Genomic DNA, 26898 nt, shown 5'->3' on the forward strand with positions numbered 1-26898 from the left:
AAATGACGCCTGATGAGTACTGCAAAGACAAAGCGGCAAAAAGTGGCTCAAGCTTTTATTACAGCTTTATGTTTTTGCCGCCCCAAAAGCGCCAGGCCATTACCGCATTGTATGCCTTTTGTCGTGAAGTTGATGATGCCGTTGACGAAATAGCGGATCCCGATGTTGCCGCTAAAACCCTAGCTTGGTGGCGAACAGAAATCGAACAAACCTTTAATGGCTCACCGACACACCCTGTTGGTAAGTCGTTAAAAACAGCACTGGAACATTTTGAGCTTCATCAAGAGTACTTTTTGGAAATCATTGATGGCATGGAAATGGATCTGCAGCAACACCGTTATCCGGCCTTCAAACACCTGGCTTTATACTGCCATCGCGTCGCCAGTGTCGTGGGCTTACTCGCCGCCGAAATTTTTGGTTACCAGAACCGAAAGACACTGAAATACGCTGAAAAGCTAGGATTGGCCTTTCAGATGACTAACATCATTCGTGATGTGCGCGAAGATGCGGAGCGAGGTCGTGTCTACTTGCCTCAAGAAGATCTTGATCGCTTTCATGTCGACGTAGATGACATTCTTGCCTTAAAACAAACACCAGCATTAACGGCTTTATTACAGTTTGAAACTGAGCGTGCACGTCACTTTTACCAGGAAGCCAAAGCCGCCTTGCCGGCTGAAGATCGTTTCAATCAACGTACCGGCCTGATTATGTCTGCCATCTATGAAGCGACACTGGATGAATTAGAAAAAGAAGGGTTCCAGGTCATGCAGCATCGGATATCCTTAACACCACTCAGAAAACTCTGGCTAGCCTGGCGCACAGCACGAAAAGAGAAAAAACACGCTCCATGACGACGCTAGTCGTAGGTGGCGGCTGGAGTGGCTTAGCGACAGCCGTTCGGCTCACACAACAAGGCGAAACCGTTCACTTGCTTGAAGCTGCTAAGCAACTAGGTGGTCGCGCCCGTAATGTCGCATGGCAAGATTTGACGATCGATAATGGCCAACATTTGTTAATCGGCGCCTATCAACACACTCTCGCTATTTTAAATACTGTCGGCGCCAAAGAATCTGATTTATTCCAACGTCAGCCGCTTAACATAGCGATTCACCATCCGCATTACCCCACACTTCAAATCAATGCAGGTGAAACCTTGCCATGGCCAGCGAGTGTCGCCTGGCGTCTATGGAAAGACAATGGCTTTGCCGTTTTCTTACAGGTTTCACGCTTATTAGTTGCCAGTCAGCGCATGAAAGCAACGTCTTCTGATCTCACAGTCAAAGTATGGCTGACACAGCACAAGCAATCGCTACGGTTAATTGAGCAACTATGGGAACCTCTGTGTTTAGCCATGCTTAACACGCCTATTGACTGCGCATCGGCTAAAATCTTTTCAAGTGTATTGGTAGACACATTTAAAACACGCCAAAACACTGATTTGTTGATACCTACTTCAGCCCTCGGTGATTGTTTTCCTCGTCATGCAGCGGCCTATATTCAGCGTCATGGCGGCAAAATTAGTCTACAAGCACGTGTTAAGCGGCTAAAAATAGAAAACAATGCGATTCAGGGCGTTTTCATGGACGATAACACGTTCATCAAAGCCGATAAGCTGGTGATTGCAACCAGCCCAACTAATAGCAAAGCTTTACTGAGCCCATATCTCGACTTTGCAGAGCCCGGTAGCTATCCCATTGCAACCATCTATCTGCAGTATCCTTCAGCAATCACTCTGCCTGAAACCATCATCGGCATGTCGGGCATCAGCAGTCAGTGGTTGTTTGATCGTCAAGATCTAAAACCAGGACTCGTCGCTGTGGTCATCAGTGGGCCCGGTGAGCATGAGCGCCTTGAAAAACCAGCGCTAGTCGAACGGGTCGCGCAAGAACTCAAGCAATTTCTGCCTCAGTTACCTGCCATGCCCAAAGAGAGCTTGGTAATACGGGAAAAACGGGCAACTTTTGCCTGTAACGTTGACATTGAACGTCAAAGGCCCAACAATCGCACTGAGATTACCGGCTTGTGGCTGGCAGGCGACTATATCGCAAATGGTTATCCAGCAACTTTGGAAGGTGCCATCATTAATGGCGTTGAAACTGCGAGGCAGTTAATAGATCACCAGCATATCAGTCGCTAAGCTTGTAATCGCTTGCTATACTCTAAATCTTTGCTTTTATAACAATAAGGGAATGTCATGTTGAACCATATTCGTTTGATGTTTATCGCTTTTTTCATGGGTCTGTTTCTAGTTGCCTGTGGCGACGATAACAGCACTCAAGACACTGCTGAAGAAGCTGCACCAATGGCTTCTGAAGAAATGGCACCTGCAGCTGAAGAGCCTGCTGTTGCTGAAGAAACAAGCTCTATTGATGGCATGACAGAAGAAGAAGCTGTTGCTAAATGGGGTGAACCTGATGTTACTCAAACGCGTACTATTGATGCGTTGACCATTACTCACCATGAATGGCATGGCGAAGATGGTATTACATCTGTGCAATTCCATAATGGCGTTGCCAAATTCAGCCAGAATATTCCGGCTAAATAAGCTTGATGCAACACCCCGCTGAGGGCGGTCTACTCAACGATCGAATCATTCTTATCACCGGTGCCGCTCGCGGCATCGGTGCCTCAGTAGCCAGATCCTGTGCCGCAAACGGTGCAACAGTTATTCTGTTAGACAAACAGATAAAACTGCTGGAGACGGTCTATGATCAAATCGAACAAGCCGGTAACCCTACTCCTGCTATATATCCACTCGACCTCAAAGGTGCCAGTGAGCCTGACTATCAACAGTTAGCCACGACCATTACCGATAACTTTGGTCGTCTAGATGCTGTCGTTCACTGTGCCGCTACTTTAGGGCAACTTGCTCCTGTTGAACATCAGGACACCAAGACATGGCTGGAGACGTTGCATATCAACCTCACTGCTGCCGTTTTGTTAAGCAAAGCCTGTTTGCCTCTTTTAAAGCAACAGCAAAGCAGCCAACTCATTTTCACAACTGATACTCACAGCCATACCGCCTATTGGGGCGCTTATGGCATTAGTAAGGCTGCCATTGAGGCTTTTGCGGCTCAACTTCGAGATGAACTTGAAGCGCAAGGTCGTGTAGCCGTCCACTGTGTTAACCCGGGCACTGTCAAAACAGAATTATTTGCTCGCGCCTTTCCTGCTACGGATCCAAGCGCATTACCGGAAGCCGATGATATCGCACCGCAATACCTAGCTTTGTTATGTGAATCCGATCACAGACAAACCACCTAAAGCTTGATCTCAGACACTGTCAAATCCATGACAGTCACATCTATTCTATTGTTTTTATTTAGCTTAATGTAATTGGCACATTTTTAGCAGGTTAATTGTCATACTTGTTAAGGATGTGCACAAATGGAACATCAGTTACATAGTGGTACGGCGAAACTAACCCTGGTCGAGGGAGGCCGCCACACAGAAATAAATTATGGCAAAGCCAATAGCAAAGCTACCGCTAATGTATTTGCACGCTTGCCCAGTATTCTCCAAACGACATTGATGCTGGAAGAGTTGCTCGGATTATTTCAGGAACAAACACAGCCAATCCTGGCTTTTGATAGCTTTCATTTTCTACATCAAGGTGTTTATCAGGTTGACAGTGACACCGCGCATCATCACCGCTGTCATTACAAACTGGAAATGAATGGTACCTATTTAGGGGATCTGACACTAACCCGTAGGCACAAATTCAGCGACAGTGATATTAAACTGCTTGAAGACTTGCTTTGCCTGCTGGTCTACCCCATCCGTAACTGCCTGCTGTATCGTCAGGCGCTGTCTTCAGCATTGAAAGACAATCTGACGGGCCTAGGCAATCGAAGTGCATATGAAACAAATCTTACTCGAGAAATTGATATCGCACGACGTCATCAAACACCATTGTCATTGCTTGTGATGGATATTGATAACTTCAAAAACATCAATGATAGCTATGGCCACAACAGTGGTGATCGTGCTTTGAAAGTAGTGGCAGATACGGTGGTTCAGGCATTACGCCTCAGTGATGCTTGTTATCGCTTTGGCGGCGAAGAATTTACCATCTTGTTAGGTAATACGGATATTAAAGCAGCACGCCTTGTTGCTGAACGAATTCGCATCGCGGTATCTCAAATACTTTGTAACGATGGCAAGCAGAACTTCAGTTTCACTGCCAGTCTGGGCATCGCACAACTGCATCAGAGAGAGCAGGGTTATCATCTATTTGAACGCGCTGATATGGCCTTATATCAGGCCAAACAGACAGGCCGTAACCTGACTGTCTGTGCGCCATCACCTGCTCAGGTTTAGAATATTTAACGCCCGCGAATTCGCGGTGAACGTTTCCCAGTCGCTTTATCCTGAGTTTGTTTTTTGCCACGGTAAGGTGACTCTTTTTTAGCAGTTGCCTGATTTCTGACCGGTTTCTGCTGACGTTTGCCGGTTTTTTCCGTTTGTTGCGGCTTCATTCCCGCTTGTTCATACAAATGTTCTAGATCGGCACCTTCGACCTTGGTCCAATGGCCCATGCGCAGATTGTTTGGAATAATAATCGGCCCATAACGCACACGCATCAAACGACTAACCTGTACGCCCTGACTTTCCCACAAGCGTCTCACTTCGCGGTTACGGCCTTCCTGAATCACCACGTGATACCAGTGATTAGCGCCTTCACCACCTGATTCTTGAATATCAGCAAAATGGGCTTCACCATCTTCCAACATTACGCCATCGCGTAAATTTTGCATGATTTCAGGGGTTACCTCACCCAACACGCGAACAGCATACTCCCGATCCATTTCATTGGATGGGTGCATCAGGCGGTTCGCCAGTTCACCATCGGTCGTCAATATAATCAAACCGCTGGTGTTTAAATCAAGCCGTCCGACACTGACCCAGCGACCTTGCTCTGGTGTTGGTAACGCTTGAAAAATAGTACGACGCCCTTCGGGGTCGCTACGTGTACACACTTCACCCACGGGTTTGTTATACAAAATAACTTGTTGTGGTTGCTGCCACAGACGCTTCGGAGACAACAGCTTGTTGTCTAGTTTTAGTCTGTCACCTTCACTGATTTGATCGCCCAGCGTTGCCGTTTCGCCATTACAGCTAACTTTGCCTTCTTTGATCCAGGTTTCAACCTGACGTCTGGAGCCATAACCAGCTCGTGCCAGTACTTTTTGAATTCGTTCAGCCATAACTAATTTGAGTGACCTTTATTTATAATTCAGACCCATAGCGGTTCTGACTTCTACTAGCGTTTCTTGTGCTACTTCACGTGCGGCAGCAGTACCATCATCAATGATACGACGAACATCTTCTGGATGCTGACTGAAATCATTGGCGCGCTCACGAATGGGTTTCAGTTCTGCAGTAACCGCATCAATAAGTGGCCCTTTACAGTCCAAACAGCCAATACCAGCACTGCGGCAACCCTCTTGCACCCATTGTTTTTGATCTTCAGTGGCATAGACTTCATGCAACTGCCAAACAGGACAACGGTCTGGATCACCCGGATCACTTCGACGAACGCGATTGGTATCGGTTGGCATGCGTTTAATTTTTTCTGCCAGTGAGTCTTCCGGCTCACGAATAGAAATCGTATTGCCATAGGATTTCGACATCTTTTGACCATCTAAGCCCGGCATCTTAGAAGCGGGAGTTAATAACGCTTTCGGTTCTGGCAAAATGACTTTACCGGCGCCTTCCAAGTAGCCAAACAAACGCTCCATATCACCGAGCGCAAGGTTCTGCTGGTTTTTCAGCAGCTCTCGTGCTGTGGCCAGCGCTTCGCTGTCGCCTTGTTCCTGATAGGCTTTACGCAAATTATTATATAACTTGGCATTTTTCTTACCCATCTTTTTAGTCGCAGCTTCAGCTTTTTCTTCGAAGTCTTTTTCACGCCCGTATAAATGGTTAAAGCGTCTTGCCACTTCACGCGTTAATTCAACGTGCGCGACCTGATCTTCGCCAACCGGCACCTGACCGGCACGGTAAATCAGGATATCGGCACTTTGCAGCAAGGGATAACCCAAAAAGCCGTATGTCGATAAATCTTTTTCTTTCAGTTTTTCCTGTTGATCCTTGTAGGTAGGAACACGTTCCAGCCAAGACAAAGGCGTCATCATCGATAGCAACAAGTGAAGCTCAGCATGCTCAGGTACTTTTGATTGCAGAAACAGTGATGCCGCCGAGGGTTCAATACCTGCCGCCAGCCAATCAATCACCATCTCCCATACACTGTCTTCAATCACACCACTATCTTCATAATGTGTGGTCAATGCATGCCAATCTGCCACAAAAAAGAAGCAGTCAAATTCATGCTGTAATTTGATCCAGTTTTTCAGTACACCGTGATAGTGGCCCAGATGCAATTGTCCGGTGGGACGCATGCCTGAAACAATTCGACGGGACTGTAAAGCGACTGTATCCAAAGTGTTCTCCTGATATTGCCTTAACCAGCGCTATAAAATGCTGAAAATTTGTGGTGGCAAACTAAATATCGTAGCCAGCACACTCAGCAGGCCACTGATCAAAGGCCATAAAATCATGCCGAGGATGCCGAAATACAGCAAACCCAGCAAAATAAAAAATCCATACGGTTCTAAACGGCTCACTTGCCAGCCCACAGGGCCCGGCAACATACTTACTAATATACGACCACCATCAAGCGGGGGGAGCGGTAATAAATTTAACATCATCAGCATCGCATTTATTAGTACTCCAGCAACGCCCATAAACATCATCGCCTCTCCCAGTCCGACACCGGACTGAACCAGAGAAAGACCGATTTTTGCGACCAACGCCCAAATCGTTGCCATCACTAGGTTAGCCATCGGTCCGGCTAACGCCACCCAGGCCATGTCTGTTTTTGGCTTACGCAGGTTTTGGTAACTCACCGGTACCGGCTTTGCCCAACCAAAGATAAAACCGCCCATGAGCAATAAAATGCCGGGCACCAATAAGGTTCCAATCGGATCAACGTGCTTGATTGGGTTCAGCGTTAAACGCCCCATCATTTGAGCCGTTCGGTCGCCTAAGCGTAACGCCACCCAACCATGTGCCACTTCATGCAAAGTAATCGCAAATAACACCGGTATTGCCCAGATAATAACTTTCTGGACCAGACTGAATTCAAGCACTGATTTTTTCCTGACCACCCATATAGGGTTGCAAGGCTTCTGGTATCACAACCGATCCATCCGCTTGCTGATGATTTTCTAGCACCGCGAGTAAAGTACGTCCCACCGCCAGTCCAGACCCATTCAAGGTATGCACAAGCTCTGGCTTACCCGTTTCCGGATTACGCCAGCGCGCTTGCAGACGTCTTGCCTGAAAGTCACCAAAATTACTGCATGAGGAAATCTCACGATAGGTATTCTGACTCGGTAACCACACTTCCAGATCGTAGGTCTTGGTAGAAGAAAAGCCCAGATCGCCAGTACACAAATTGACTTTGCGATATGGCAGCTCTAACAATTGCAGGATCTTTTCGGCATGCGCGGTCAATTCTTCATGTGCCGCGGCAGAATCTTGTGGACGAACGATTTGTACTAGCTCAACCTTTTCAAACTGATGTTGACGAATTAATCCTCTGACATCACGACCGTGCGAACCCGCCTCACTCCGAAAACATGGCGTATGCGCTACAAATCTCAATGGTAATTCGGTGTTTTCGCTGATGGTATCGCGAACAATATTCGTCACCGGCACTTCTGCTGTCGGGATCAGATAAAACTGACCGTCATCGACTTTAAATAAGTCTTCTTCAAACTTCGGTAACTGGCCTGTACCGCGTAAAGAGTCAGCATTAACTAAATAAGGTACATAGGTTTCTGTATAACCATGCTGTTCGCTGTGTGTATCCAGCATAAACTGGGTCAACGCTCGTTGCAGCTTCGCTAATGGCCCCGATAAGGTGACAAAACGCGCCGCACTTATTTTTGCCGCCGTCTCAAAGTCCATGCCGTTAAGACTTGCGCCCAAATCAACATGATCTTTGGGTTCAAAATCAAATTGGCGAGGTTCGCCCCAACGGGTTACTTCTCGGTTATCAGTCTCATCTTTACCCGCCGGCACATCAGCTTGTGGCAGATTAGGAATCCCCATCGCGATATCGTTGATTTTCTCGAGCACAGCATTGAGCTGCACTTCAGCGGCTTTATGGCGGTCGCCCAGATCTTCAATTTCTTTTAACAGCGGCGCAATATCTTCACCGGCTGCTTTAGCTTTACCGATATTTTTTGAACGGCTATTACGCTCTGTTTGCAGTTCTTGTGCATTCAACTGGGCTTTTTTTCGCTCTTGCTCTAACTGCGCCAATTGCTGAATATCGAGTTGAAAACCACGTCGCGCAAGTTCTTTCGCTACGGTTTCAGCTTCATTTCTTAATAACTTTGGGTCTAACATTACTTCAAATTCCAGATTGTGCGGGCCAGCTAATAACAAGCTCTGGCTTAACCAAATTTCCTAACTTTTCAATCACTTCTTTTACGCGTTCAGGTTTATCAAAAAATTCAATGATGATTGGCAACTCAGATGAAAGCGCTAACAACGAAGCTTTATGCAGTCGATGATCAGTGCCGAGTCCGGCGACACCTTTAAATACCGTGAATCCACGGGCGTCTAGTTCGACCATTCGTGTGATAATTTTATTGATATCATCTCTACCTTCAATCAGATAGATCCGTGCCATTGTCACAGCCTGACTCATAACTGCCTTCCTATTCCTAAACCAACCCAGGTTGCTAACAAACAACAGGTGATACTCATGAACACATTAATCAGCGCTTTCGCCCAGTCGCCACTCTCAAGTAACGCTAATGTTTCGAACGAAAATGATGAAAAAGTTGTAAACGCACCTAAGACCCCAAATAGCAGGCCTGATCTCAATTCAATGGAGCTGATTTGTCGCTCAACCAACATGATGAATAAAAAGCCCATCAGAAGCGAACCAAGCACGTTAACAGTTAATGTGCCATAGGGAAAGTCTCTGCCTAGCAGGCGATGAACGTTAGTAGAAACAATAAACCTAAGCGTTGCACCGACTGCACCGCCAATCGCGATTGCTAATAGTTGATTCACGCACCAAACCCCATAGCTAAAAGCGATAGTTTACCGCATTCAGGCATTTTGCTCGCAACTGATTGGTTTATGACAAAAAAGCAGACAAGTTCTGTCTGATTAAAACGTCTGTTTGCTTGCTGATACCAGCTACGGCTTTAATTCACCTTTGGCATAGCGCTCGACCATTTTACCTAATGAAATAGGCTTTATTTTACTAGCATGGCCCGCACTGCCAAATGCCTCATATCGCGCCTGACAAATTGCTTGCATTGCCGCTGTTGACGCTTTGAGGAACTTACGTGGATCGAAAATGGTTTTGTTGGCCTCATCCATCATAAATTGCCGAACGGCACCCGTTGATGCCATACGCAGATCGGTATCAATATTCACCTTGCGCACACCATACTTGATCCCTTCCACAATTTCTTCAACGGGCACGCCGTAGGTCTGACCAATATCACCGCCATGGGTATTAATAATTTTTAACCAGTCCTGTGGTACAGAACTGGAACCATGCATGACAAAATGGGTACCGGGTAACTTCTGCTGTAATGTTTTTAAGTGACTAATCGCTAAGACATCACCTGTTGGTGGCTGACTGAACTTGTAAGCACCGTGACTGGTTCCAATCGCTACTGCTAAGGCATCAACTTCAGTCAGTTTTACAAACTCTACGGCTTCATCAGGATCGGTCAGCAATTGACTGTGATCTAATGACTCTTCTGCACCATGGCCATCTTCTTCGCCCATCATGCCGGTTTCTAATGAGCCTAAACAGCCCAACTCTCCCTCTACCGACACGCCACAGGCATGCGCCATATCAACAACCGTGCGCGTCACCTTAACGTTATAGTCAAACTCAGAAGGCGTTTTCATATCTTCCAGCAGGGAGCCGTCCATCATCACTGAACTAAAACCTGATTGGATGGACCGTGCACAGATATGCGGTGCCGCACCATGATCCTGATGCATTACCACAGGAATATTAGGATACTGCTCGACAGCCGCCTGAATAAGGTGTCTGAGAAATGGCTCACCAGCATAAGCACGTGCACCCACACTGCCTTGCATAATAACCGGACTATCGACAGCCGCTGCAGCTTGCATGATCGCGTGCACTTGTTCCATGTTACTGACATTGAACGCCGGAATACCAAATTCATGTTCAGCCGCATAATCCAACAATTGACGCAATGAAACGAGAGCCATAACTCCTCCCCTAGTTATAAAACGGCGACTATTCGCAGCTTAGTTTATTTGCTGAGGTTCTATCATCGACCCCACCTGAACCAATTTGAGTGCATTGGTACTGCCTGCGACCTCTAAGTCACCTTTGGTAATGATTACTATATCACCCTTACTCACCACACCGCGGCGTTCTAACTCATCGATCATAGCTCGATTCAAGGTCGCATGATCATCATGCGGGCGTGGAAAAAGGATAGGATAAACCCCACGGTACAACGTCACTCGCCTGGCAGTATGGGTATGTGGTGTCATCGCAAAAATGGGGATACCAGAACTGATACGAGACATCCACAAGGTCGTTGCTCCCGACTCTGTTAATGCAGCAATGGCCTTAACATTCAGATGATTTGCCAGATACATCGCCCCCATGGCAATGGCTTCATCCATCAACTCAAAATGCGAATCGATACGGTGACGCGAGACACGGATCTCACGTTCCTGCTCGGCTTGTAAACAAATTCGATGCACGGCAGCAATTGTTTTGATCGGGTTTTTACCCACAGCCGTCTCACCTGAGAGCATGACTGCGTCCGTCCCATCTAATACGGCATTTGCTACATCAAATACTTCGGCACGGGTAGGAATGGGATTGTGAATCATCGATTCCATCATCTGCGTAGCAGTAATCGTGATACGGTTCATTCGCCGCGCCATACTGATAATACGTTTCTGGATCGGTGGTAACGCCGCATCACCCATTTCTACACCCAGATCCCCACGCGCCACCATAATGGCATCGGCAGCGGTGATGATTTCCTCAATTGCATCTACCGCTTCGGCGCGTTCAATTTTAGCCACTATCGCAGCATGTCCACCGGCTTCCTGCAAAAGTCTTCTGGCTTCGTGAATATCATCCGCTGAACGAGGAAACGACACCGCAAGATAATCGGCTTCCATTTTTGCCGCGGTAATAATGTCTTGTTTATCTTTATCCGTTAATGCCGCAGCAGAGAGACCGCCACCTTGACGGTTGATTCCTTTGTTATTGGACAACTCACCGCCAAACACTACTTGAGTCGTTATCCGTGAGCCTTCAACCTTGTCTACCATCAAGACAATACGACCATCATCCAGAAGCAAAGTATCACCCGCAGCGACATCCTCAGGTAGCGCTTTGTAATCAATACCGACTTGTTGTTGATCACCGGCGTTAGTATCAAGATTAGCATCGAGGGTGAAATAATCACTCTCGGTTAAGTTAACTTTGTCATCTTTGAACCGTGCGATGCGGATTTTGGGGCCCTGCAAATCCGCTAGGATGCCAACCGGTTTGTTACAGACTTTGGCTCGCTCACGTACTAGGTTGGCAAGGCCGATATGAGCACTGGGATCACCATGGGAGAAGTTCAGTCTCACCACATTCATGCCTGCCTCAAACATGGCATCCAACACAGCGGGACTTTGAGTGGCTGGCCCCAGAGTCGCAAGAATTTTTGTTCGTCTAATGGCCGTCACTATGAACTCCTTGTTTAACTTGAGGCTGCGCGTTGCTCCAAAATCTCAACCGCAGGCAGCTTCTTACCTTCCAAGAATTCTAGGAAAGCACCGCCACCAGTGGAAATATAGGAAACATCGTCGCAGATTTTGTATTTGGCAACCGCCGCCAGCGTGTCACCACCGCCCGCTATAGAAAAGGCATCGGACTCAGCAATCGCCATGGCAATTTCTTTGGTGCCTTCACCAAATTGGTTAAATTCAAATACACCGACCGGCCCGTTCCAGACAATGGTGCCTGCATTTTTCAAAATTTCAGCTAACTTTTCAGCAGTTTTTGGACCGATATCAAATATCATATCATCGTCCTGCACATCGGCAACGGCTTTTGTTTCCGCCTCAGCATTTTCAGCAAACTGTTTACCGCACACCACATCGGTCGGAACAGGAATATCACCACCGCGTGATTGCGCATCTGCTTGTAGCTTCTTACAGGTACCAATTAAGTCGGCCTCATACAAGGAGTTACCGACATTACCGCCATCAGCAGCAATAAAAGTATTCGCAATGCCGCCACCGACAATCAACTGATCCACTTTCTTCGATAACGTTTCCAGCACGGTCAACTTCGTTGAAACCTTCGAGCCACCCACAATCGCTACCAAGGGACGGGCCGGGTTATCTAAAGCCTTACCAAGCGCTTCCAGTTCTCCCGCTAATAGTGGACCGGCACACGCTATCGGAGCATATTTTGCCACCCCATGAGTCGAGGCTTGTGCGCGATGCGCGGTACCGAAAGCGTCCATCACAAACACATCGCACATCTTGGCCATACGTCTCGACAAGGCTTCATCATTGGCTTTTTCACCTAGGTTGAAGCGGACGTTTTCACATAGAACAACCTCACCTGGCTCTACCGGAATAAACTCAGGCTCTAACCAATTCTGTTCCAGTCTCACTGGCTGATTTAATAAGGCTGACAGAAAGTTGGCTACCGGCGCCATGGAATATTGATGAACATATTCACCTTCTGTTGGTCGACCAAGGTGCGACATAATCATGACCCTGGCACCGGCATCTAATGCTGCCTGAATCGTCGGTAAAGAAGCATGAATGCGTGTTCCATCGGCCACAACGCCTTTTTTCAAGGGAACATTAAGGTCTTGTCGAATTAAGACACGTTTACCAGCCAAGTCTAAATCAGCCATCTTGATCACGGACATGAAAATTTCCTCGTCAACAATTTAAATCGGTAAGCAGCTATTCCAGTATAACGCTCACCTGTTTTTTTGGGGGGCATAAAAAAGGCCTCCTGTGACCAGGAAGCCTTAATTTTATTTTGTCTTTTTTACGTAATGATTACTGACCCACATGCTGCACTAAGCGCATCATATTGCAGGTATAGCCATATTCGTTATCGTACCAAGCCACGACTTTGACAAAAGTTTTATCCAGAGCGATACCAGCACCAGCATCAAAGTTTGAAGGCGCTGTGTGACCACGGAAATCAGTCGAAACAACACTTTCCTCAGTATAGCCCAGGACATCTTTTAACTCGCCAGCCGCTGCTGTTTGCATGGCTTGGCAAATGGCATCATAGGTCGCATCTTTTTCTAACTCAACTGTTAGGTCGACCACAGACACATCAGACGTGGGCACTCGAAATGCCATACCTGTCAGTTTGCCATTCAAGTCTGGCAACACTTTACCGACGGCTTTGGCTGCACCGGTTGATGAAGGAATAATATTTTCCAGAATACCGCGGCCACCACGCCAATCTTTCATCGATGGTCCGTCAACCGTTTTCTGAGTTGCGGTCGCCGCATGCACTGTTGTCATCAAGCCACGTTTAATTCCGAAGCTATCATGTAACACTTTGGCAACAGGGGCTAAAGCATTGGTGGTGCATGACGCTGCCGAAACAATAGCTTGTCCGTCATAATCTTTATGATTCACACCATAAACAAACATCGGTGTGTGATCTTTCGATGGCGCAGACTGCACCACTTTCTTTGCGCCCGCTTCGATATGTGCCTGACAACTTTCCTCAGTCAAGAAGAAACCGGTGCATTCAATGATCAGATCCGCACCCACTTCATCCCATTTGAGATCAGCCGGGTTACGTTCAGCAGTAATACGGATGGTTCTGCCATTCACAACCAAGTTACCGTCTCTGACCTCGACCTCACCATGAAAACGACCATGAACAGAGTCATATTTGAGCATGTATGCAAGGTATTCAGGGTCTAGCAGATCATTGATCGCAACCACTTCAATATCCGTGAAGTCTTTTATCGCCGCGCGAAAAGCCATACGTCCAATACGGCCAAAGCCATTAATACCTACTCGAATTGTCATGCTCAATCCTCTTAAATTCGTTTATCTGTCTAAAAACTACAATCTTTCAAGATTACACTTTTTAAACAATAAAATGCCAGATTAAAAAAAACCAGTGGGCCGCAAAGCCCACTGGTCATTTTATGCTTTAAACGTAACAATAATCGAGGTGATTACAGAACGTCTTTAACAGTTTTAACAACGTTCTCAACAGTGAAACCGAAGTGTTTGAACAAATCACCGCCCGGCGCAGATTCACCGAAGGTGTTGATACCAACACTACCGCCTTCCAGACCAACATATTTAGCCCAGAAGTCAGTCACACCAGCTTCTACAGAAACACGTTTAACACCTGGTGTCAGAACGCTATCTTTGTAAGCTTGGTCTTGACGATCAAACACGTTAGTAGAAGGCATAGAAACGACGCGTGCTTTCACACCGTCTGCTTTCAATGCTTCTTGTGCTTTCACAGCCAGGTCAACTTCTGAACCCGTTGCGATGATGATGACATCAGCAGCGCCACCTTCTGCTTCAGACAGAACGTAAGCACCTTTGCGAATCGCATCGAAATCAGCCACATCGTGTTTAATACCTGGGATACCTTGACGGCTAAATACCAAGCTTGATGGACCATCCATACGTTCAACAGCCGCTGTCCAAGCTACCGCTACTTCGGTCGCATCAGAAGGACGCCATACATCCATGTTAGGGATGTAACGCAGACCTGCTGTGTTTTCGATAGGTTGGTGAGTCGGACCATCTTCACCCTGACCGATAGAGTCATGAGTCAAGACTGCGATAGTGCGTTGTTTCATCAATGCAGCCATACGCAATGCAGACTTCGCATAGTCAGAGAACATGTGGAAAGTACCACCAAATGGCAGCAGACCACCGTGCAGAGCCATACCGTTCATGATGGCAAACATACCAAACTCACGCACACCGTATGAGATGTAGTTGCCTGGCTCTTTACCAGACACGTGTTTGAAGCTTGGGCAGCTTGTCAGGTTAGAACCGGTCAAGTCAGCAGAACCACCCAAGAACTCAGGCAGAACAGGCGCTAGTTCAGTAATAACCATTTGAGATGCTTTACGAGATGCAACGCTTGGCGCATCTTCGTTGATTTTAGCAATCATTGCATCAGTGGCTTGTTTCCAGTTTGCTGGCAAATCACCCGCCATACGACGTGTAAATTCTGCAGCCAACTCTGGGAATTCAGCTTTGTACGCTTCGAATTTTTTGTTCCATTCTGCTTCAGCTGCATCACCGTTAGCTTTTGCATCCCAACCAGCATAAACATCTTCAGGGATAACAAATGGCTCAGATTCCCAACCTAACTCTTTACGAGTCAGTGCAACTTCTTCTTCACCCAGCGCTGCACCGTGGCAGTCGTGGCTTGCAGATTTGTTTGGTGAACCAAAACCGATAATGGTTTTACAGCAGATCAGTGAAGGCTTGTCTTTAACAGATTTCGCTTCTTCAATCGCTTTGTTGATAGCATCTGAATCATGACCATCGACTGAAACAACGTGCCAGCCATAAGCTTCAAAACGTTTAACAGTATCGTCTGTGTACCAACCATCGATGTGACCGTCGATAGAGATGTTGTTGTCATCCCAGAATGCGATCAGGTTACCCAGACCCCAAGTACCAGCCAGTGCACATGCTTCATGTGAAACACCTTCCATCAAACAACCATCGCCCATGAAGACGTAAGTGTTGTGGTTAACGATGTCATGACCTGGTTTGTTGAACTGATCCGCCATCAGTTTTTCAGCCATAGCAAAACCAACACCGTTGGTGATACCTTGACCCAGAGGACCTGTTGTTGTTTCTACACCTGGTGCATAACCGTATTCAGGGTGACCCGCGCACTGAGAGTGCAGTTGACGGAAGGTCTTCAGTGAATCCATTGGCAAGTCATAACCTGACAAATGCAACAATGAATAAATCAACATAGAACCGTGGCCGTTAGACAGCACAAAACGATCGCGGTCAGCCCAATTTGGGTTGTTAGGGTTGTGTTTCATATGATCGTTCCACAACACCTCGGCGATATCCGCCATACCCATAGGCGCACCCGGGTGACCAGAATTCGCCTTCTGTACTGCATCCATGCTCAGAGCACGGATTGCATTAGCTAAATGTCTACGTGTAGCCATTCTCTACATTCTCCTATTAAAAAAAGTTAAGCTGCTCGCCACTTGATCGAGCAACCCATACTAGGGGTTTGATTTTCCGGGCCGTGGCCTGTTTCAGCGACCTGTTTCATTGCTTCAAACAGATCCCGTCTTACATCGGTTGCCGCTGCTTCTTTTCTGCTGGCATCCAGACGACCGCGGTATTGTAACTGCAGGTCTTTGTTGTACCCGAAAAAATCAGGGGTGCAGACTGCCTCATACTGCTGGGCGACCTGCTGTGTTTCATCATATAAATAAGGAAATGAAAACCCTTGTTGCTGAGCAACACGCTTCATATTGTCGAAAGAGTCTTCGGGGTAATCATTCGCATCATTCGCCATAATGGCGACTGAGTTTATACCCATTTTTTTGAGTTCATTGGTATCACGAACCAGCCGATCGATAACTGCTTGGACATAGGGGCAGTGATTGCAAATAAACATGACCAATAGGCCATTTTCACCGCGGCAATCATCCAATGTCCAAATCTTACCGTCTGTTCCCGGCAGAGAAAAATCAATGGCCGGTAAGCCAAAGTCACACACTGGTGTCTCTAAAGCCATAAACTCTCACGTCAGTTGCTGTTTCTCGCGGTTTCAGGTGGAAAAATTACCTATGAAACCAATTTGGAGTTCTGCATATTACCAGACAATTTGAATAATGCGAAATCAAGCAAGCTGCAATGGTAAAGATAGGTAGGCTTTTGTATCACGGGAAAAAACCGCTGCTCACAGTAAACTCAGACATCACAGAAATACGCTTCGATACGCAGGCTGGTCTTATAGTCCGAGGCAAGCAAAAAAGTATGCGCTAGCGGATAATATCTGCCTTAGCAATTGAGGCTCTGGTAGCATGAGTGGCAATGACGTAGTTTGATGCCATCTATTTAACGGAAATCGGCTGCCTAATGGTTTAATCTGGACAACGATTTGTCCGCTAATTTCATTCCTGTTCTGATACTGGTTCTTTATGGCTCGTAAAAAAACCACCAAACCAACAAAACGCAAAACAGCGCGTCGAACTAACAAAAAATCTAATTCCGGCTTTATCAGTAAAGCGACGCTATTCAAACTGCTATTCACATTAGTAGTGCTACTCGGTTTACTAACTCTCTTTTTAGATGTGCAGATCCGCAGTCAATTTGAAGGTAAACGCTGGGCAGTACCTGCCAAAGTGTTCGCTCGCCCCCTCGAGCTTTATGCCGGTGCGCCACTGTCGATTCAAGATTTAAAAATTGAGTTACGCGGCTTAGGTTATCAATTTGTGAGCAAAGCCTCACGGCCCGGACAAGCAGCTTTTTCGGCTTCCCGAGCCATTATTGCTACCCGTGGTTTTGCCTTTACTGATGGACAAGAACCCGCTCGCAAACTGGTAATAGATTTTAATCATCATGCCGTCACCTCACTGAGTGAAGCTAATGGCAATGATTTGGCTCTAGTTCGCCTCGAACCGGTTTTGATCGGTGGTATTTATCCCCTGAATAACGAAGATCGTGATCTGATTCAGTTGGATGATGCACCGCAAACATTAATTGATGCGCTGATCGCTATTGAAGACCGCGATTTCTATCAGCATTACGGTATTTCGCCCAAAGGTATTGCCCGCGCGATGGTGGCTAACATCAAAGCTGGCGGTTTTGTTCAAGGTGGCAGCACACTGACGCAGCAGCTGATAAAGAACTTTTACCTGACCTCCGATAGGAGCTTGATTCGAAAGTTATTAGAAATACCGATGGCGGTTCTGCTGGAGCTTCACTACAGCAAAGATGACATCCTCGAAGCCTATTTGAATGAAGTGTACTTAGGCCAAGATGGGGCACGAGCGATTCATGGTTTTGGCTTGGGTGCCAATTACTTCTTTGCCCAACCAATTCATGAGCTCAAACTGCATCAAGTCGCCTTAATGGCTGGCATGGTAAAAGGGCCTTCTTACTATGATCCTCGTCGTCATCCACAAAGAGCAACAAAACGGCGAAACCTAGTCTTAAAAGTGTTGTTTGAACAGGGTGAAATCACCCAAGAGCAATATCAGCAAGCATCCACAGCCCCCTTAGACGTTGTCGAAAAAGGAACCTTATTAAAAGAAGCCTACCCGGCTTATCTGGATCTGGTTAAACGCCAGTTGCGTCGACATTACCGTGATGATGATCTTAATTCTGAAGGGCTACGCATCTTTACCAGCTTGGATCCCATTACCCAGAATCAGGCAGAAACAGCGCTCAAATCCACCATCGGTAGTTTAGAAAAAACCTACGGAAAACGCGTTGAAAAACTGCAAGGCAGCATGGTTGTAACAGATCCGCAAACAGGTGAAGTCTTAGCGGTTATAGGTGATCGAAATACCCGCTATAAGGGCTTCAACCGTGCTTTGGACTCATTGCGCCCGATTGGCTCGTTAGTGAAGCCCGCGGTGTATCTGACGGCATTAGAAAATGGGTATACCTTAAGCACCCCATTAGATGATTCGCCTTATGTCTTAGATTTACCTAATGGTCAGACATGGAAACCACAAAACTTTGATAAACAATCTCATTCAGAGGTAACACTGCTCGAAGCACTGGCCAAGTCATATAATATTTCAACAGCACGATTGGGGATGGAAGTCGGTCTGGATAAGGTTATCGATACTCTGGTGAGACTTGGGATAAAACGCCGCTTTGATGCATATCCCTCATTATTATTAGGCGCACAAGGACTGTCACCACTGGAAGTCGCCACTATGTATCAAACCATCGCTGCCAATGGTTTCCAAATGCCACCAAGATCAATTCGTACTGTCACTGATAGTGAAGGTAATGCCTTATCCAGCTACCCGTTCCAGCTTAAACAGACAGTAGAAAGTGATGATATTTTTCTGTTACAAACGGCAATGCAGGATGTCACCCGTCAAGGGACAGCCCGCAGCATATATCAGAGCTTGCCAGCCTCGATTAAAGTCGCGGGTAAAACGGGTACCTCCGATGAACAGCGTGATAGCTGGTTTGCTGGGTTCAGTGGCAACCGTCTTGCCGTAGTCTGGTTGGGAGAGGATGACAATTCGCCGTTACCGTTTACTGGCTCAGGTGGTGCACTCAAAGTCTGGAAGCAGTTTATGTCAACCCAGTCTCTTCAATCATTTCACGCCACGACACCAGATAATATTGAATGGGTATGGGTCGATGATGATAATGGCAAATTATCTGCCGAGTATTGCGAAAATGCTCGTCAATTGCCATTCGTGAAGGGTAGCGAACCTGAACTTACAGCTGATTGTTTTGCCAAACCCGGAGAAGACAAAGATCCTATCTCTCGTTCAATCGATTGGATCAAAGACTGGTTCGAATAAGGAACGTATATGACACATAATATCTCGCGCTTTTTTATCATTACTGCCCTGATGGCGCTGATGTCTGCCTGTAGCGTGGCCCCTAAATACGAACCCAGCCAGCCACCGGTAGATGATCGCACCACTGATGCTGAGCCCATCCCTGCTGAGCCGAGTCAAGATAAAAGCTATGAGACTTATGACGAACCGGCGCAGACATCGCCTATGCCCAGCCCTGAAACTCAGGCAATACCAACACCTGAACCACAGCCTCAGGTTCAACAAAACTCCGCCGTGATTGCTTTGTTAGACAACGCTGATCAATCACGCGCTGCGGGTGATTTTCGTTCTGCGCAGAATAGTTTACAGCGGGCTCAGCGTATTGCCCCACGCGATCCAGAAGTCTATTTTTCTCTGTCACAAACACATCTGGAATTAGAAGACTACGATTTAGCAGAGCAGGTAGCGTTAAAAGGGGTGTCGCTGGTGCAAGGGAATAATAACCAACGCAAAAAATTCTGGAATCTGATTGCCAAAATTAGGCTCAGAGCTGGCGATGCAAATGGTGCCCGTCAAGCGGAAGCCAAAGCCAGTAGTTACTAAAAATAGGCCAGCCATAAAGACTGGCCTATTGTGACACCTGTTGGATTGTTACAGGCCTAATACATCCTGCATATCAAACAAGCCGTTTTTGTGTTGCATCAGCCACGCTGACGCTCGCATTGCTCCAAAAGCAAAGGTCATTCGGCTAGAGGCTTTATGGGTAATTTCAACGCGTTCGCCTTCAGCAGCAAACATGACCGTATGATCACCAACAATATCGCCCGCACGCAGAGTCGCAAAACCAATGGTGTCACGGTCTCGTTCGCCAGTACGACCTTCACGCCCATATACTGCACATTGTTTTAAATCACGACCCAACGCATCAGCCACCACTTCGCCCATTCGCAATGCGGTACCTGATGGCGCATCGACTTTATGCCGATGATGGGCTTCAACGATTTCAATATCGACATCATCGCCCAATACACGGGCAGCAATATCTAACAGTTTTAAAGAAAGATTAACGCCGACACTCATATTGGGTGCCAAGATAACGGCAACCTGCTTAGCAGCCTCATCAATCGTTTGTTTCTGTGCATCATCAAACCCGGTTGTGCCAATCACAGGGCGACAGTGATTAGCAACACAATGTGGCAACAAGGCCATTGTTACTTCAGGTAAGGTGAAGTCAATGATGATGTCAGAGTCTTTGGTCGCTTGAGCTACATCGGCTGTAATAGCTACACCTAGTTTGCCAACACCGGCCAGTTCACCTGCATCTGCGCCTAGCAATGAAGAGTCAGCACGATCGATGGCCGCACTCAACTCCAAGCCATCTGTTTGATCGACTGCCTGAATTAAACAACGCCCCATACGGCCAGCAGCGCCATTAATCGCAATCTTAGTTGCCATTTATCTTCCTCAAATTCATTTCGGTCTTTAGCTGAGCAGTATCGCCAGCCGCCCCGTTGGATGCAAGTTATTCGAAAAAACGTTTCACTGCATCTAACCAAGAAGAGTGTTTCGGGTTATGTTTATCACCGCCCCCTTGCATAGTGTCTTCAAGCTCTTGCAACAATTCTTTCTGCTTTTTAGAGAGTTTTACCGGTGTTTCAATAATCACACGGCACATCAAGTCACCGATTGCACCACCGCGAACAGACTGGATGCCTTTACCTCGTAACCTGAACTGTTGACCGGTTTGCGTACCTTCAGGAATTTTTAAGTTAGCCTTGCCTTCCAGCGTCGGTACCTCTACATCCCCACCCAAAGCGGCAGTAACAAAGCTCAACGGCACATCACAAAACAGATTAGTGCCATCACGGGTAAATACATCGTGACGTTTGACCGACACTTCCACATAGAGATCACCTGCTGGTGCACCGTGACTGCCCGCTTCGCCTTCGCCTTGCAGACGAATACGGTCACCGGTATCAACACCCGCCGGGACTTTAACCGACAAGGTTTTATTTTCCTGAACGAAACCTTCACCATGACAATCCGTACACGGATCTTTGATCATCTTACCTGTGCCTCCGCAATGCGGACAGGCTTGTTGCATAGTGAAGAAACCTTGCTGAATTCTTACCTGTCCATGACCGCCACAAGTGGTACAGGTAACAGGTTCAGTGCCTTTTTTCGCACCGCTACCATCACAGGTTTTACATTCCACATTAACTGGAATACGAATTTTAGCGGTTGTTCCCGCCACTGCCTCTTCCAGTGATAGATCAAGTCGATACCGTAAATCTGCACCGCGGTAGGCTTGCTGTCTGCCGCCAGCGCCGCCAGCACCAAAGATGTCGTTGAAAACATCACCAAAGATATCGCTAAAGCCGCCAGCACCGCCGCCCCGGCCAAATCCACCGCCCATCGATTGATCGACGCCATCATGACCAAACTGGTCATAGGCAGTCCGTTTCTGACTATCCGATAAGATCTCGTAAGCTTCTTTGGCTTCTTTGAACTTGGACTCCGCTTCGGCATCATCGGGGTTACGATCTGGATGATACTTCATCGCCATACGACGATAGGCCTTCTTGATTTCGGCCTCTGTTGCCGTTCGCGATATACCTAAAACTTCGTAAAAGTCTCTTTTGGCCATTGTTATTGTTTTCCCACCTGCTTAAACAACAAAACAGGCGCCGGTGTTACCTGACGCCTGTTTGTCTGGTTTCTCATAATCCGGTTTACGGATTATTTTTTGTTGTCATCATCTACTTCTTCGAACTCAGCATCAACAACGTCATCAGCTTGTGCATTATCTTCTGCTGCTGCTTCACCGGCACCGGCTTCTGCATTTTCAGCATAAGCACGTTCTGCCAGTTTCGCTGAGGCTTCACTCAACGCCGCCGTTTTCGCTTCAATATCGTCTTTGTCTTCACCCTTAATCGCTTCTTGCAGGGCTTCAACAGCTGACTCGATATTGGCTTTTTCGTCCGCTTCGACTTTATCACCCAAATCTTTCAGTGATTTGGTTGTCGCATGAACTAATGCATCTGCTTGGTTACGCGCAGTCACCAAGTCGTGGAATTTTTTATCTTCCTCAGCATGAGCTTCTGCATCTTGCACCATTTGTTCAACTTCGTCGTCAGACAAACCGCTTGATGCTTTGATAACAATAGACTGTTCTTTGCCCGTCGCTTTATCTTTCGCTGATACGTGCAAAATACCGTTGGCATCAATGTTAAATGTTACTTCGATTTGCGGTGTTCCACGTGGTGCCGGTGGAATATCAGCCAAGTCAAAACGACCTAGTGATTTATTCGCCGATGCCATTTCACGCTCACCTTGCAGCACATGAATGGTTACAGCAGGCTGATTGTCTTCTGCTGTTGAGAACACTTGATTCGCTTTAGTTGGAATCGTAGTATTTTTCTCAACCAGTTTGGTCATTACGCCACCCATGGTTTCAATACCCAGGCTCAGTGGCGTCACGTCCAGCAGCAATACATCTTTCACATCACCTGCCAGAACCGCCGCTTGAATCGCTGCACCCATAGCGACTGCTTCGTCAGGGTTAACGTCTTTGCGTGGCTCTTTGCCAAACATTTCTTTAACCGCTTCCTGAACCTTCGGCATACGGGTTTGACCACCAACCAGAATGACATCATCAATTTCTGAGGTGGACAGGCCAGCGTCTTTCAACGCCATCTTGCATGGTTCCATACTGCGTGTGATCAGATCTTCTACCAACGACTCAAGCTTGGCACGAGTCAGGCGCATTTCCATGTGTTTCGGACCTGATGCATCAGCTGTGATGTATGGTAGGTTGATATCAGTTTGCTGGCTTGAAGACAGTTCAATCTTCGCTTTTTCCGCCGCGTCTTTCAGACGTTGCAAAGCTAGTGGATCTTTGGCCAGATCAACACCTTGGTCTTTTTTGAACTGCGCAACCAAATGGTCAATGATGCGTTGGTCAAAGTCTTCACCACCGAGGAAGGTATCACCATTTGTGGCTAATACTTCAAATTGGTGCTCGCCTTCAATATCAGCGATTTCGATAACAGACACGTCGAACGTACCACCACCCAGGTCATAAACCACAATGGTAGAATCACCACGTTTTTTGTCCATACCATAAGCCAGTGCAGCAGCAGTCGGCTCATTGATAATACGTTTCACTTCAAGACCCGCAATCTTACCGGCATCTTTTGTGGCTTGACGTTGTGAGTCATTAAAGTAAGCAGGAACGGTGACAACCGCTTCCGTGACTTCTTCGCCGAGGAATTCTTCCGCGGTTTTTTTCATTTTCATCAAAACACGGGCAGAAATTTCAGGCGGCGCCATTTTCTTATCGTTCGCTGAAACCCAAGCATCGCCATTATCCGCTTCAACGATTTTGTAAGGCACCATGTCGATGTCGCGCTGAACGACATCATCTTTGAACTTACGACCGATCAGACGTTTAATCGCAAACAATGTGTTGCTCGGGTTAGTCACGGCTTGGCGTTTTGCAGACTGCCCTACCAATACTTCATCGTCTTTAGTGAAAGCAACGATCGACGGGGTTGTGCGATCGCCTTCGCTATTTTCAATAACACGTGCTTTACCGTCTTCAAGCACTGAAACGCAGGAATTAGTTGTTCCCAAGTCAATACCAATAATTTTACCCATAATTATCACTCCATCATTCTTGTTTCTTGCTGGCTTAACCAGCCTTCGAATACTTATGTGGGGGACGAAATCAGAATTTCAAGTCCAGCCCGAGATTTTATTGAGACACTACTACCATCGCAGGGCGCAGCAGGCGGCCGTTAAAGCTGTAACCCTTTTGCATTACAGTGATGACCTGATTGGCTTCAATACCTTCAGAGGGTTGCATCGATACAGCCTGGTGCAATTCGGGATCAAAGGCCTGACCTTCTGGATTGACTTGCTCAAGGCCCAGCTTGCCAATATTACTCAGCAGCATTTTGAGGGTCATTTCCATCCCTTCACGAACAGTTTCCAAGGTGGCTTCTTCGCCATTAGCTGCACTTAAGCCCAGTTCAAGGCTGTCGCAAATAGGCAAAAGTTCATTCACAAATTTGTCTAAGGCATGTTTGTGTGCGCTTTCTAAGTCACGTGCATGACGACGGCGCATGTTTTCCAGATCGGCTCTGGCTAACAGTAATTCATTCCAGTGCTCATCGGCTTTGCTACGCGCATCTTCCAGCAGCTTTTCTGTGCTCTGCTCGACTTCCGGCTGCACGTTTTCTTCAGAATCGTTTATGTTGTCTTGTTCCAGATCTGGCTTTTCGATTTCTTCGTTACTCATGATGTCATCGTTCCGGTTTGCTTGGGATAGAACGTCAACTTGGGGTCAAAAAAATCAATTTCAAGCCAAGCAAGGCAGAAATTTTACCGTCAGGACTATGAGTTTGTTTCCGCTAGCCAGACACATTGACCATCACTGGCCTTGTTTACTTTCTCCAGCATGTCTTGGTGAGCGGCTAATTCATCATCATTGGCTTTTAGCACCATCAGGCTTTCACGTTTGAGCTGCGTGATTTCTGCCTGGCCGTCACCTTTTTTCGGTGTTGCATCTTCTTTAGCCATCAAGGTCAGGCTCACCTGCCCCCCGGTCATGGCTAGATAGACATCTGCCAAAATCTCAGCATCAAGTAAGGCGCCATGCAATTCACGATTAGCGTTATTGACGTCATAACGCTTGCACAAGGCATCCAGGTTATTTTTCTGTCCTGGATGTTTGTCCCGTGCCATTTTCAGGGTATCTAAGACGGTGGAAAGGGTCTCAACGCGACGTGTCTCCCCATCAAGCTTGGCCAGTTCATGGTTAATGAAACCGACGTCAAACGGAGCATTATGAATAACCAGCTCAGCACCCTCGATAAAACTCAGGAACTCTTCTGCGATTTCTGTAAATAGCGGTTTATCGGCCAGAAACTCGTTGGTAATGCCATGTACTTCAATGGCGCCGGCATCAATGTCACGCTGCGGGTTGATGTACTGATGAAAGGTTTGCCCCGTCAGTCGGCGGTTTACCATCTCAACGCAACCAATTTCGATAATACGGTGATCATCAGCGGTGCTGATACCGGTGGTTTCGGTATCGAGAATAACTTGGCGTTTCTGAGTTAATTCAGCCACAACGAATCCTAAATTTTATCCTGCAATTTGTTCTCTGGCTCGAACCGCCAGCTGATCAGCACGTTCATTTTCGACATGACCTTGATGTCCGCGAACCCATTGCCATTCAACTTCATGTTGGTTGATAGCGTTATCAAGTCGTTGCCATAACTCGACATTCTTAACCGGTTTTTTAGCGGCTGTTTTCCAGTTTTTAGCTTTCCAGCCCGGCAGCCACTCTGTCATGCCCTTTATCACGTACTGTGAGTCGGTGGTAATGGTAACACGGCATGGTCGTTTCAATGCCTCTAACGCTACGATCACCGCCATCATTTCCATGCGGTTATTGGTGGTCTGTTTTTCACTACCTGACAGTTCTTTTTCTGTGCCACTGGAACGTAAAATAGCACCCCAACCACCGGGGCCTGGGTTACCACTACAGGCACCATCGGTAAAAATTTCAACATGATCCATGTTTGTTATCTCGTGTAATCGGCTTATTGACCAGCCCCGGACTTGGAAACAAGCGATGTTGGCGCTTATTCTCCCGCAATGGCGTCAACGGAATGGTACGTTTGGTCGCTACCATAACAGAGACCGCACCAAACCAGGGCCATAATCGTTTTCCCCAACGCTCCAGAAAATGACTCCCTTCCAACCAGCGAGGATGTTTAAATGGCGGTCTGAACAAAATTTTATGTTGCTCTGTCACTTCGAAATTAAGCAAGGCTAACCAGTCTTTCAGCCGTGTTTTTGTGAAAAAGTAACCATGCCAAGGTGCCGCGTCTTGCCAAGAAAATAAACGACGTAATCCCCATAAACTAATCGGATTGAAACAACACAAAATAACTTTGCCATCAGCGGCAAGTACGCGCTCCGTTTCTCGCAATACCTGATGAGGATCATCGGCATACTCCAGAACATGCAGTAATAACAGATTGTCTATACTATGAGATCTGAATGGTAGTGCTTCTGGCAATGCAGTAATGTCGCCCTCAGCGCCAAGCCAAGACTGATTTTCAATGCGGTTGGACAAGGGCTGTAGTCGCGCACCGCCACCAATTTGTATTGTAAAAGACCCCAGTATAGGGCTAGTTAGACCGGCAATTTTCTCCTGCTCAAGCGCCAACACCAACTCACCGAGCGGACTTTGCCACCAATCGCTAATTTGCAAAGGCTTGTTGTCGGTCATCACTCTGCCCCATAG

The 26898-nt window shown here is 47.0% G+C and carries 26 protein-coding genes; 7 read left to right on the forward strand and 19 right to left on the reverse strand.

Annotation, left to right across the window (positions count from 1 at the left end):
* The 5 genes from hpnD to MDMS009_RS07110 all read left to right on the forward strand — a co-directional run.
* Positions 1–851 (forward strand): presqualene diphosphate synthase HpnD (gene hpnD / locus MDMS009_RS07090; RefSeq protein WP_008290869.1); only part of this gene is annotated, 851 nt, incomplete at its 5' end.
* The gene (gene hpnE / locus MDMS009_RS07095) at positions 848–2137 is read left to right on the forward strand and encodes a hydroxysqualene dehydroxylase HpnE (protein ID WP_008291072.1); all 1290 of its coding nucleotides are present in this window, start codon (positions 848–850) and stop codon (positions 2135–2137) included. The genes hpnD and hpnE, both read left to right, overlap by 4 nt.
* Before the next feature lie 96 nt (positions 2138–2233).
* Positions 2234–2545 (forward strand): hypothetical protein, encoded by a 312-nt coding sequence (locus MDMS009_RS07100; protein WP_237700490.1) that lies wholly within the window; start codon positions 2234–2236, stop codon positions 2543–2545.
* Between the two features lie 5 nt (positions 2546–2550).
* Entirely contained in the window at positions 2551–3264 is a 714-nt protein-coding gene (locus tag MDMS009_RS07105; RefSeq protein WP_008291160.1) for an SDR family NAD(P)-dependent oxidoreductase, read from the forward strand.
* A gap of 123 nt (positions 3265–3387) precedes the next feature.
* A complete protein-coding gene (locus tag MDMS009_RS07110) occupies positions 3388–4320 on the forward strand; it encodes a GGDEF domain-containing protein (protein ID WP_008290914.1) in 933 nt (310 codons plus the stop codon).
* Between the two features lie 5 nt (positions 4321–4325).
* Here MDMS009_RS07110 and rluB read toward each other — a convergent pair whose 3' ends face one another.
* The 12 genes from rluB to MDMS009_RS07170 form a co-directional block, all read right to left on the reverse strand.
* On the reverse strand, positions 4326–5207 hold the full coding sequence (gene rluB / locus MDMS009_RS07115; protein ID WP_008290998.1) for a 23S rRNA pseudouridine(2605) synthase RluB: 882 nt from the start codon (positions 5205–5207) through the stop codon (positions 4326–4328).
* A gap of 18 nt (positions 5208–5225) precedes the next feature.
* Positions 5226–6443 carry a tryptophan--tRNA ligase gene (locus tag MDMS009_RS07120; RefSeq protein WP_154646991.1) on the reverse strand — a complete coding sequence of 406 codons (1218 nt, stop codon included), beginning with the start codon at positions 6441–6443 and terminating at the stop codon, positions 5226–5228.
* Between the two features lie 30 nt (positions 6444–6473).
* Positions 6474–7151: a site-2 protease family protein gene (locus tag MDMS009_RS07125; protein WP_008291158.1), complete on the reverse strand. Its 678-nt coding sequence runs from the start codon at positions 7149–7151 to the stop codon at positions 6474–6476.
* Entirely contained in the window at positions 7144–8418 is a 1275-nt protein-coding gene (gene serS, locus MDMS009_RS07130; RefSeq protein ID WP_008291170.1) for a serine--tRNA ligase, read from the reverse strand. Before serS ends, MDMS009_RS07125 begins: the two co-directional genes overlap by 8 nt.
* A 4-nt stretch (positions 8419–8422) precedes the next feature.
* Positions 8423–8722, reverse strand: a complete 300-nt coding sequence (locus tag MDMS009_RS07135) for a DUF190 domain-containing protein (RefSeq protein ID WP_036311522.1) — start codon at positions 8720–8722, stop codon at positions 8423–8425.
* Positions 8719–9093, reverse strand: coding sequence for a fluoride efflux transporter CrcB (gene crcB, locus MDMS009_RS07140; RefSeq protein ID WP_008290931.1), 375 nt, complete (start codon positions 9091–9093; stop codon positions 8719–8721). Before crcB ends, MDMS009_RS07135 begins: the two co-directional genes overlap by 4 nt.
* 129 nt (positions 9094–9222) lie before the next feature.
* Complete coding sequence (gene fba, locus MDMS009_RS07145) at positions 9223–10284, reverse strand: class II fructose-bisphosphate aldolase (RefSeq protein WP_008290870.1); 1062 nt, start codon at positions 10282–10284, stop codon at positions 9223–9225.
* A gap of 39 nt (positions 10285–10323) precedes the next feature.
* Positions 10324–11778, reverse strand: coding sequence for a pyruvate kinase (gene pyk, locus MDMS009_RS07150; protein WP_008290981.1), 1455 nt, complete (start codon positions 11776–11778; stop codon positions 10324–10326).
* Positions 11779–11792: 14 nt separating this feature from the next.
* Complete coding sequence (locus MDMS009_RS07155) at positions 11793–12980, reverse strand: phosphoglycerate kinase (protein WP_036311518.1); 1188 nt, start codon at positions 12978–12980, stop codon at positions 11793–11795.
* 136 nt (positions 12981–13116) lie between these two features.
* The gene (gene gap, locus MDMS009_RS07160; RefSeq protein ID WP_008291076.1) at positions 13117–14115 is read right to left on the reverse strand and encodes a type I glyceraldehyde-3-phosphate dehydrogenase; all 999 of its coding nucleotides are present in this window, start codon (positions 14113–14115) and stop codon (positions 13117–13119) included.
* A gap of 152 nt (positions 14116–14267) precedes the next feature.
* Positions 14268–16256 carry a transketolase gene (gene tkt, locus MDMS009_RS07165; protein ID WP_043888037.1) on the reverse strand — a complete coding sequence of 663 codons (1989 nt, stop codon included), beginning with the start codon at positions 16254–16256 and terminating at the stop codon, positions 14268–14270.
* Positions 16257–16282: 26 nt separating this feature from the next.
* Positions 16283–16837, reverse strand: coding sequence for a thioredoxin family protein (locus tag MDMS009_RS07170; protein WP_008290996.1), 555 nt, complete (start codon positions 16835–16837; stop codon positions 16283–16285).
* Positions 16838–17243: 406 nt separating this feature from the next.
* Here MDMS009_RS07170 and mrcB point away from each other — a divergent pair, with 406 nt between their 5' ends.
* Together mrcB and MDMS009_RS07180 are read left to right on the forward strand one after the other, a co-directional pair.
* Positions 17244–19598: a penicillin-binding protein 1B gene (gene mrcB / locus MDMS009_RS07175; protein ID WP_008291168.1), complete on the forward strand. Its 2355-nt coding sequence runs from the start codon at positions 17244–17246 to the stop codon at positions 19596–19598.
* Between the two features lie 9 nt (positions 19599–19607).
* The gene (locus tag MDMS009_RS07180; protein WP_008291152.1) at positions 19608–20180 is read left to right on the forward strand and encodes a tetratricopeptide repeat protein; all 573 of its coding nucleotides are present in this window, start codon (positions 19608–19610) and stop codon (positions 20178–20180) included.
* A 48-nt stretch (positions 20181–20228) separates the two neighbouring features.
* On the opposite strand, the gene dapB is transcribed toward MDMS009_RS07180, so the two are convergent.
* The 7 genes from dapB to MDMS009_RS07215 form a co-directional block, all read right to left on the reverse strand.
* Positions 20229–21032, reverse strand: coding sequence for a 4-hydroxy-tetrahydrodipicolinate reductase (gene dapB, locus MDMS009_RS07185; protein WP_008291016.1), 804 nt, complete (start codon positions 21030–21032; stop codon positions 20229–20231).
* A gap of 67 nt (positions 21033–21099) precedes the next feature.
* The gene (gene dnaJ, locus MDMS009_RS07190; RefSeq protein WP_008291148.1) at positions 21100–22224 is read right to left on the reverse strand and encodes a molecular chaperone DnaJ; all 1125 of its coding nucleotides are present in this window, start codon (positions 22222–22224) and stop codon (positions 21100–21102) included.
* Positions 22225–22316: 92 nt separating this feature from the next.
* Complete coding sequence (gene dnaK / locus MDMS009_RS07195; protein WP_008291107.1) at positions 22317–24236, reverse strand: molecular chaperone DnaK; 1920 nt, start codon at positions 24234–24236, stop codon at positions 22317–22319.
* Between the two features lie 97 nt (positions 24237–24333).
* Entirely contained in the window at positions 24334–24879 is a 546-nt protein-coding gene (grpE, locus tag MDMS009_RS07200; protein ID WP_008291062.1) for a nucleotide exchange factor GrpE, read from the reverse strand.
* A gap of 95 nt (positions 24880–24974) precedes the next feature.
* The gene (gene dnaQ / locus MDMS009_RS07205; protein ID WP_008290958.1) at positions 24975–25712 is read right to left on the reverse strand and encodes a DNA polymerase III subunit epsilon; all 738 of its coding nucleotides are present in this window, start codon (positions 25710–25712) and stop codon (positions 24975–24977) included.
* Positions 25713–25727: 15 nt separating this feature from the next.
* Complete coding sequence (gene rnhA, locus MDMS009_RS07210) at positions 25728–26165, reverse strand: ribonuclease HI (protein WP_008291167.1); 438 nt, start codon at positions 26163–26165, stop codon at positions 25728–25730.
* On the reverse strand, positions 26152–26883 hold the full coding sequence (locus tag MDMS009_RS07215) for a class I SAM-dependent methyltransferase (protein WP_008290989.1): 732 nt from the start codon (positions 26881–26883) through the stop codon (positions 26152–26154). The genes rnhA and MDMS009_RS07215 overlap by 14 nt, the downstream gene beginning before the upstream one ends.
* Positions 26884–26898: the final 15 nt, after the last annotated feature.

This window comes from Methylophaga thiooxydans DMS010 (assembly GCF_000156355.1).
Lineage (GTDB): Bacteria > Pseudomonadota > Gammaproteobacteria > Nitrosococcales > Methylophagaceae > Methylophaga > Methylophaga thiooxydans.

What these genes read in the sequence shown, in the direction of transcription:
- MDMS009_RS07155 (WP_036311518.1), bottom strand. Translation starts at nt 12,980, where the DNA reads ATGTCCGTGATCAAGATGGCTGATTTAGACTTGGCTGGTAAACGTGTC.
- MDMS009_RS07135 (WP_036311522.1), bottom strand. Translation starts at nt 8,722, where the DNA reads ATGAGTCAGGCTGTGACAATGGCACGGATCTATCTGATTGAAGGTAGA.
- rluB (WP_008290998.1), bottom strand. Translation starts at nt 5,207, where the DNA reads ATGGCTGAACGAATTCAAAAAGTACTGGCACGAGCTGGTTATGGCTCC.
- MDMS009_RS07105 (WP_008291160.1), top strand. Translation starts at nt 2,551, where the DNA reads ATGCAACACCCCGCTGAGGGCGGTCTACTCAACGATCGAATCATTCTT.
- MDMS009_RS07180 (WP_008291152.1), top strand. Translation starts at nt 19,608, where the DNA reads ATGACACATAATATCTCGCGCTTTTTTATCATTACTGCCCTGATGGCG.
- rnhA (WP_008291167.1), bottom strand. Translation starts at nt 26,165, where the DNA reads ATGGATCATGTTGAAATTTTTACCGATGGTGCCTGTAGTGGTAACCCA.
- mrcB (WP_008291168.1), top strand. Translation starts at nt 17,244, where the DNA reads ATGGCTCGTAAAAAAACCACCAAACCAACAAAACGCAAAACAGCGCGT.
- dapB (WP_008291016.1), bottom strand. Translation starts at nt 21,032, where the DNA reads ATGGCAACTAAGATTGCGATTAATGGCGCTGCTGGCCGTATGGGGCGT.
- gap (WP_008291076.1), bottom strand. Translation starts at nt 14,115, where the DNA reads ATGACAATTCGAGTAGGTATTAATGGCTTTGGCCGTATTGGACGTATG.
- MDMS009_RS07215 (WP_008290989.1), bottom strand. Translation starts at nt 26,883, where the DNA reads ATGACCGACAACAAGCCTTTGCAAATTAGCGATTGGTGGCAAAGTCCG.
- dnaJ (WP_008291148.1), bottom strand. Translation starts at nt 22,224, where the DNA reads ATGGCCAAAAGAGACTTTTACGAAGTTTTAGGTATATCGCGAACGGCA.
- fba (WP_008290870.1), bottom strand. Translation starts at nt 10,284, where the DNA reads ATGGCTCTCGTTTCATTGCGTCAATTGTTGGATTATGCGGCTGAACAT.
- MDMS009_RS07170 (WP_008290996.1), bottom strand. Translation starts at nt 16,837, where the DNA reads ATGGCTTTAGAGACACCAGTGTGTGACTTTGGCTTACCGGCCATTGAT.
- dnaK (WP_008291107.1), bottom strand. Translation starts at nt 24,236, where the DNA reads ATGGGTAAAATTATTGGTATTGACTTGGGAACAACTAATTCCTGCGTT.
- serS (WP_008291170.1), bottom strand. Translation starts at nt 8,418, where the DNA reads ATGTTAGACCCAAAGTTATTAAGAAATGAAGCTGAAACCGTAGCGAAA.
- grpE (WP_008291062.1), bottom strand. Translation starts at nt 24,879, where the DNA reads ATGAGTAACGAAGAAATCGAAAAGCCAGATCTGGAACAAGACAACATA.
- hpnE (WP_008291072.1), top strand. Translation starts at nt 848, where the DNA reads ATGACGACGCTAGTCGTAGGTGGCGGCTGGAGTGGCTTAGCGACAGCC.
- MDMS009_RS07110 (WP_008290914.1), top strand. Translation starts at nt 3,388, where the DNA reads ATGGAACATCAGTTACATAGTGGTACGGCGAAACTAACCCTGGTCGAG.
- tkt (WP_043888037.1), bottom strand. Translation starts at nt 16,256, where the DNA reads ATGGCTACACGTAGACATTTAGCTAATGCAATCCGTGCTCTGAGCATG.
- MDMS009_RS07100 (WP_237700490.1), top strand. Translation starts at nt 2,234, where the DNA reads ATGGGTCTGTTTCTAGTTGCCTGTGGCGACGATAACAGCACTCAAGAC.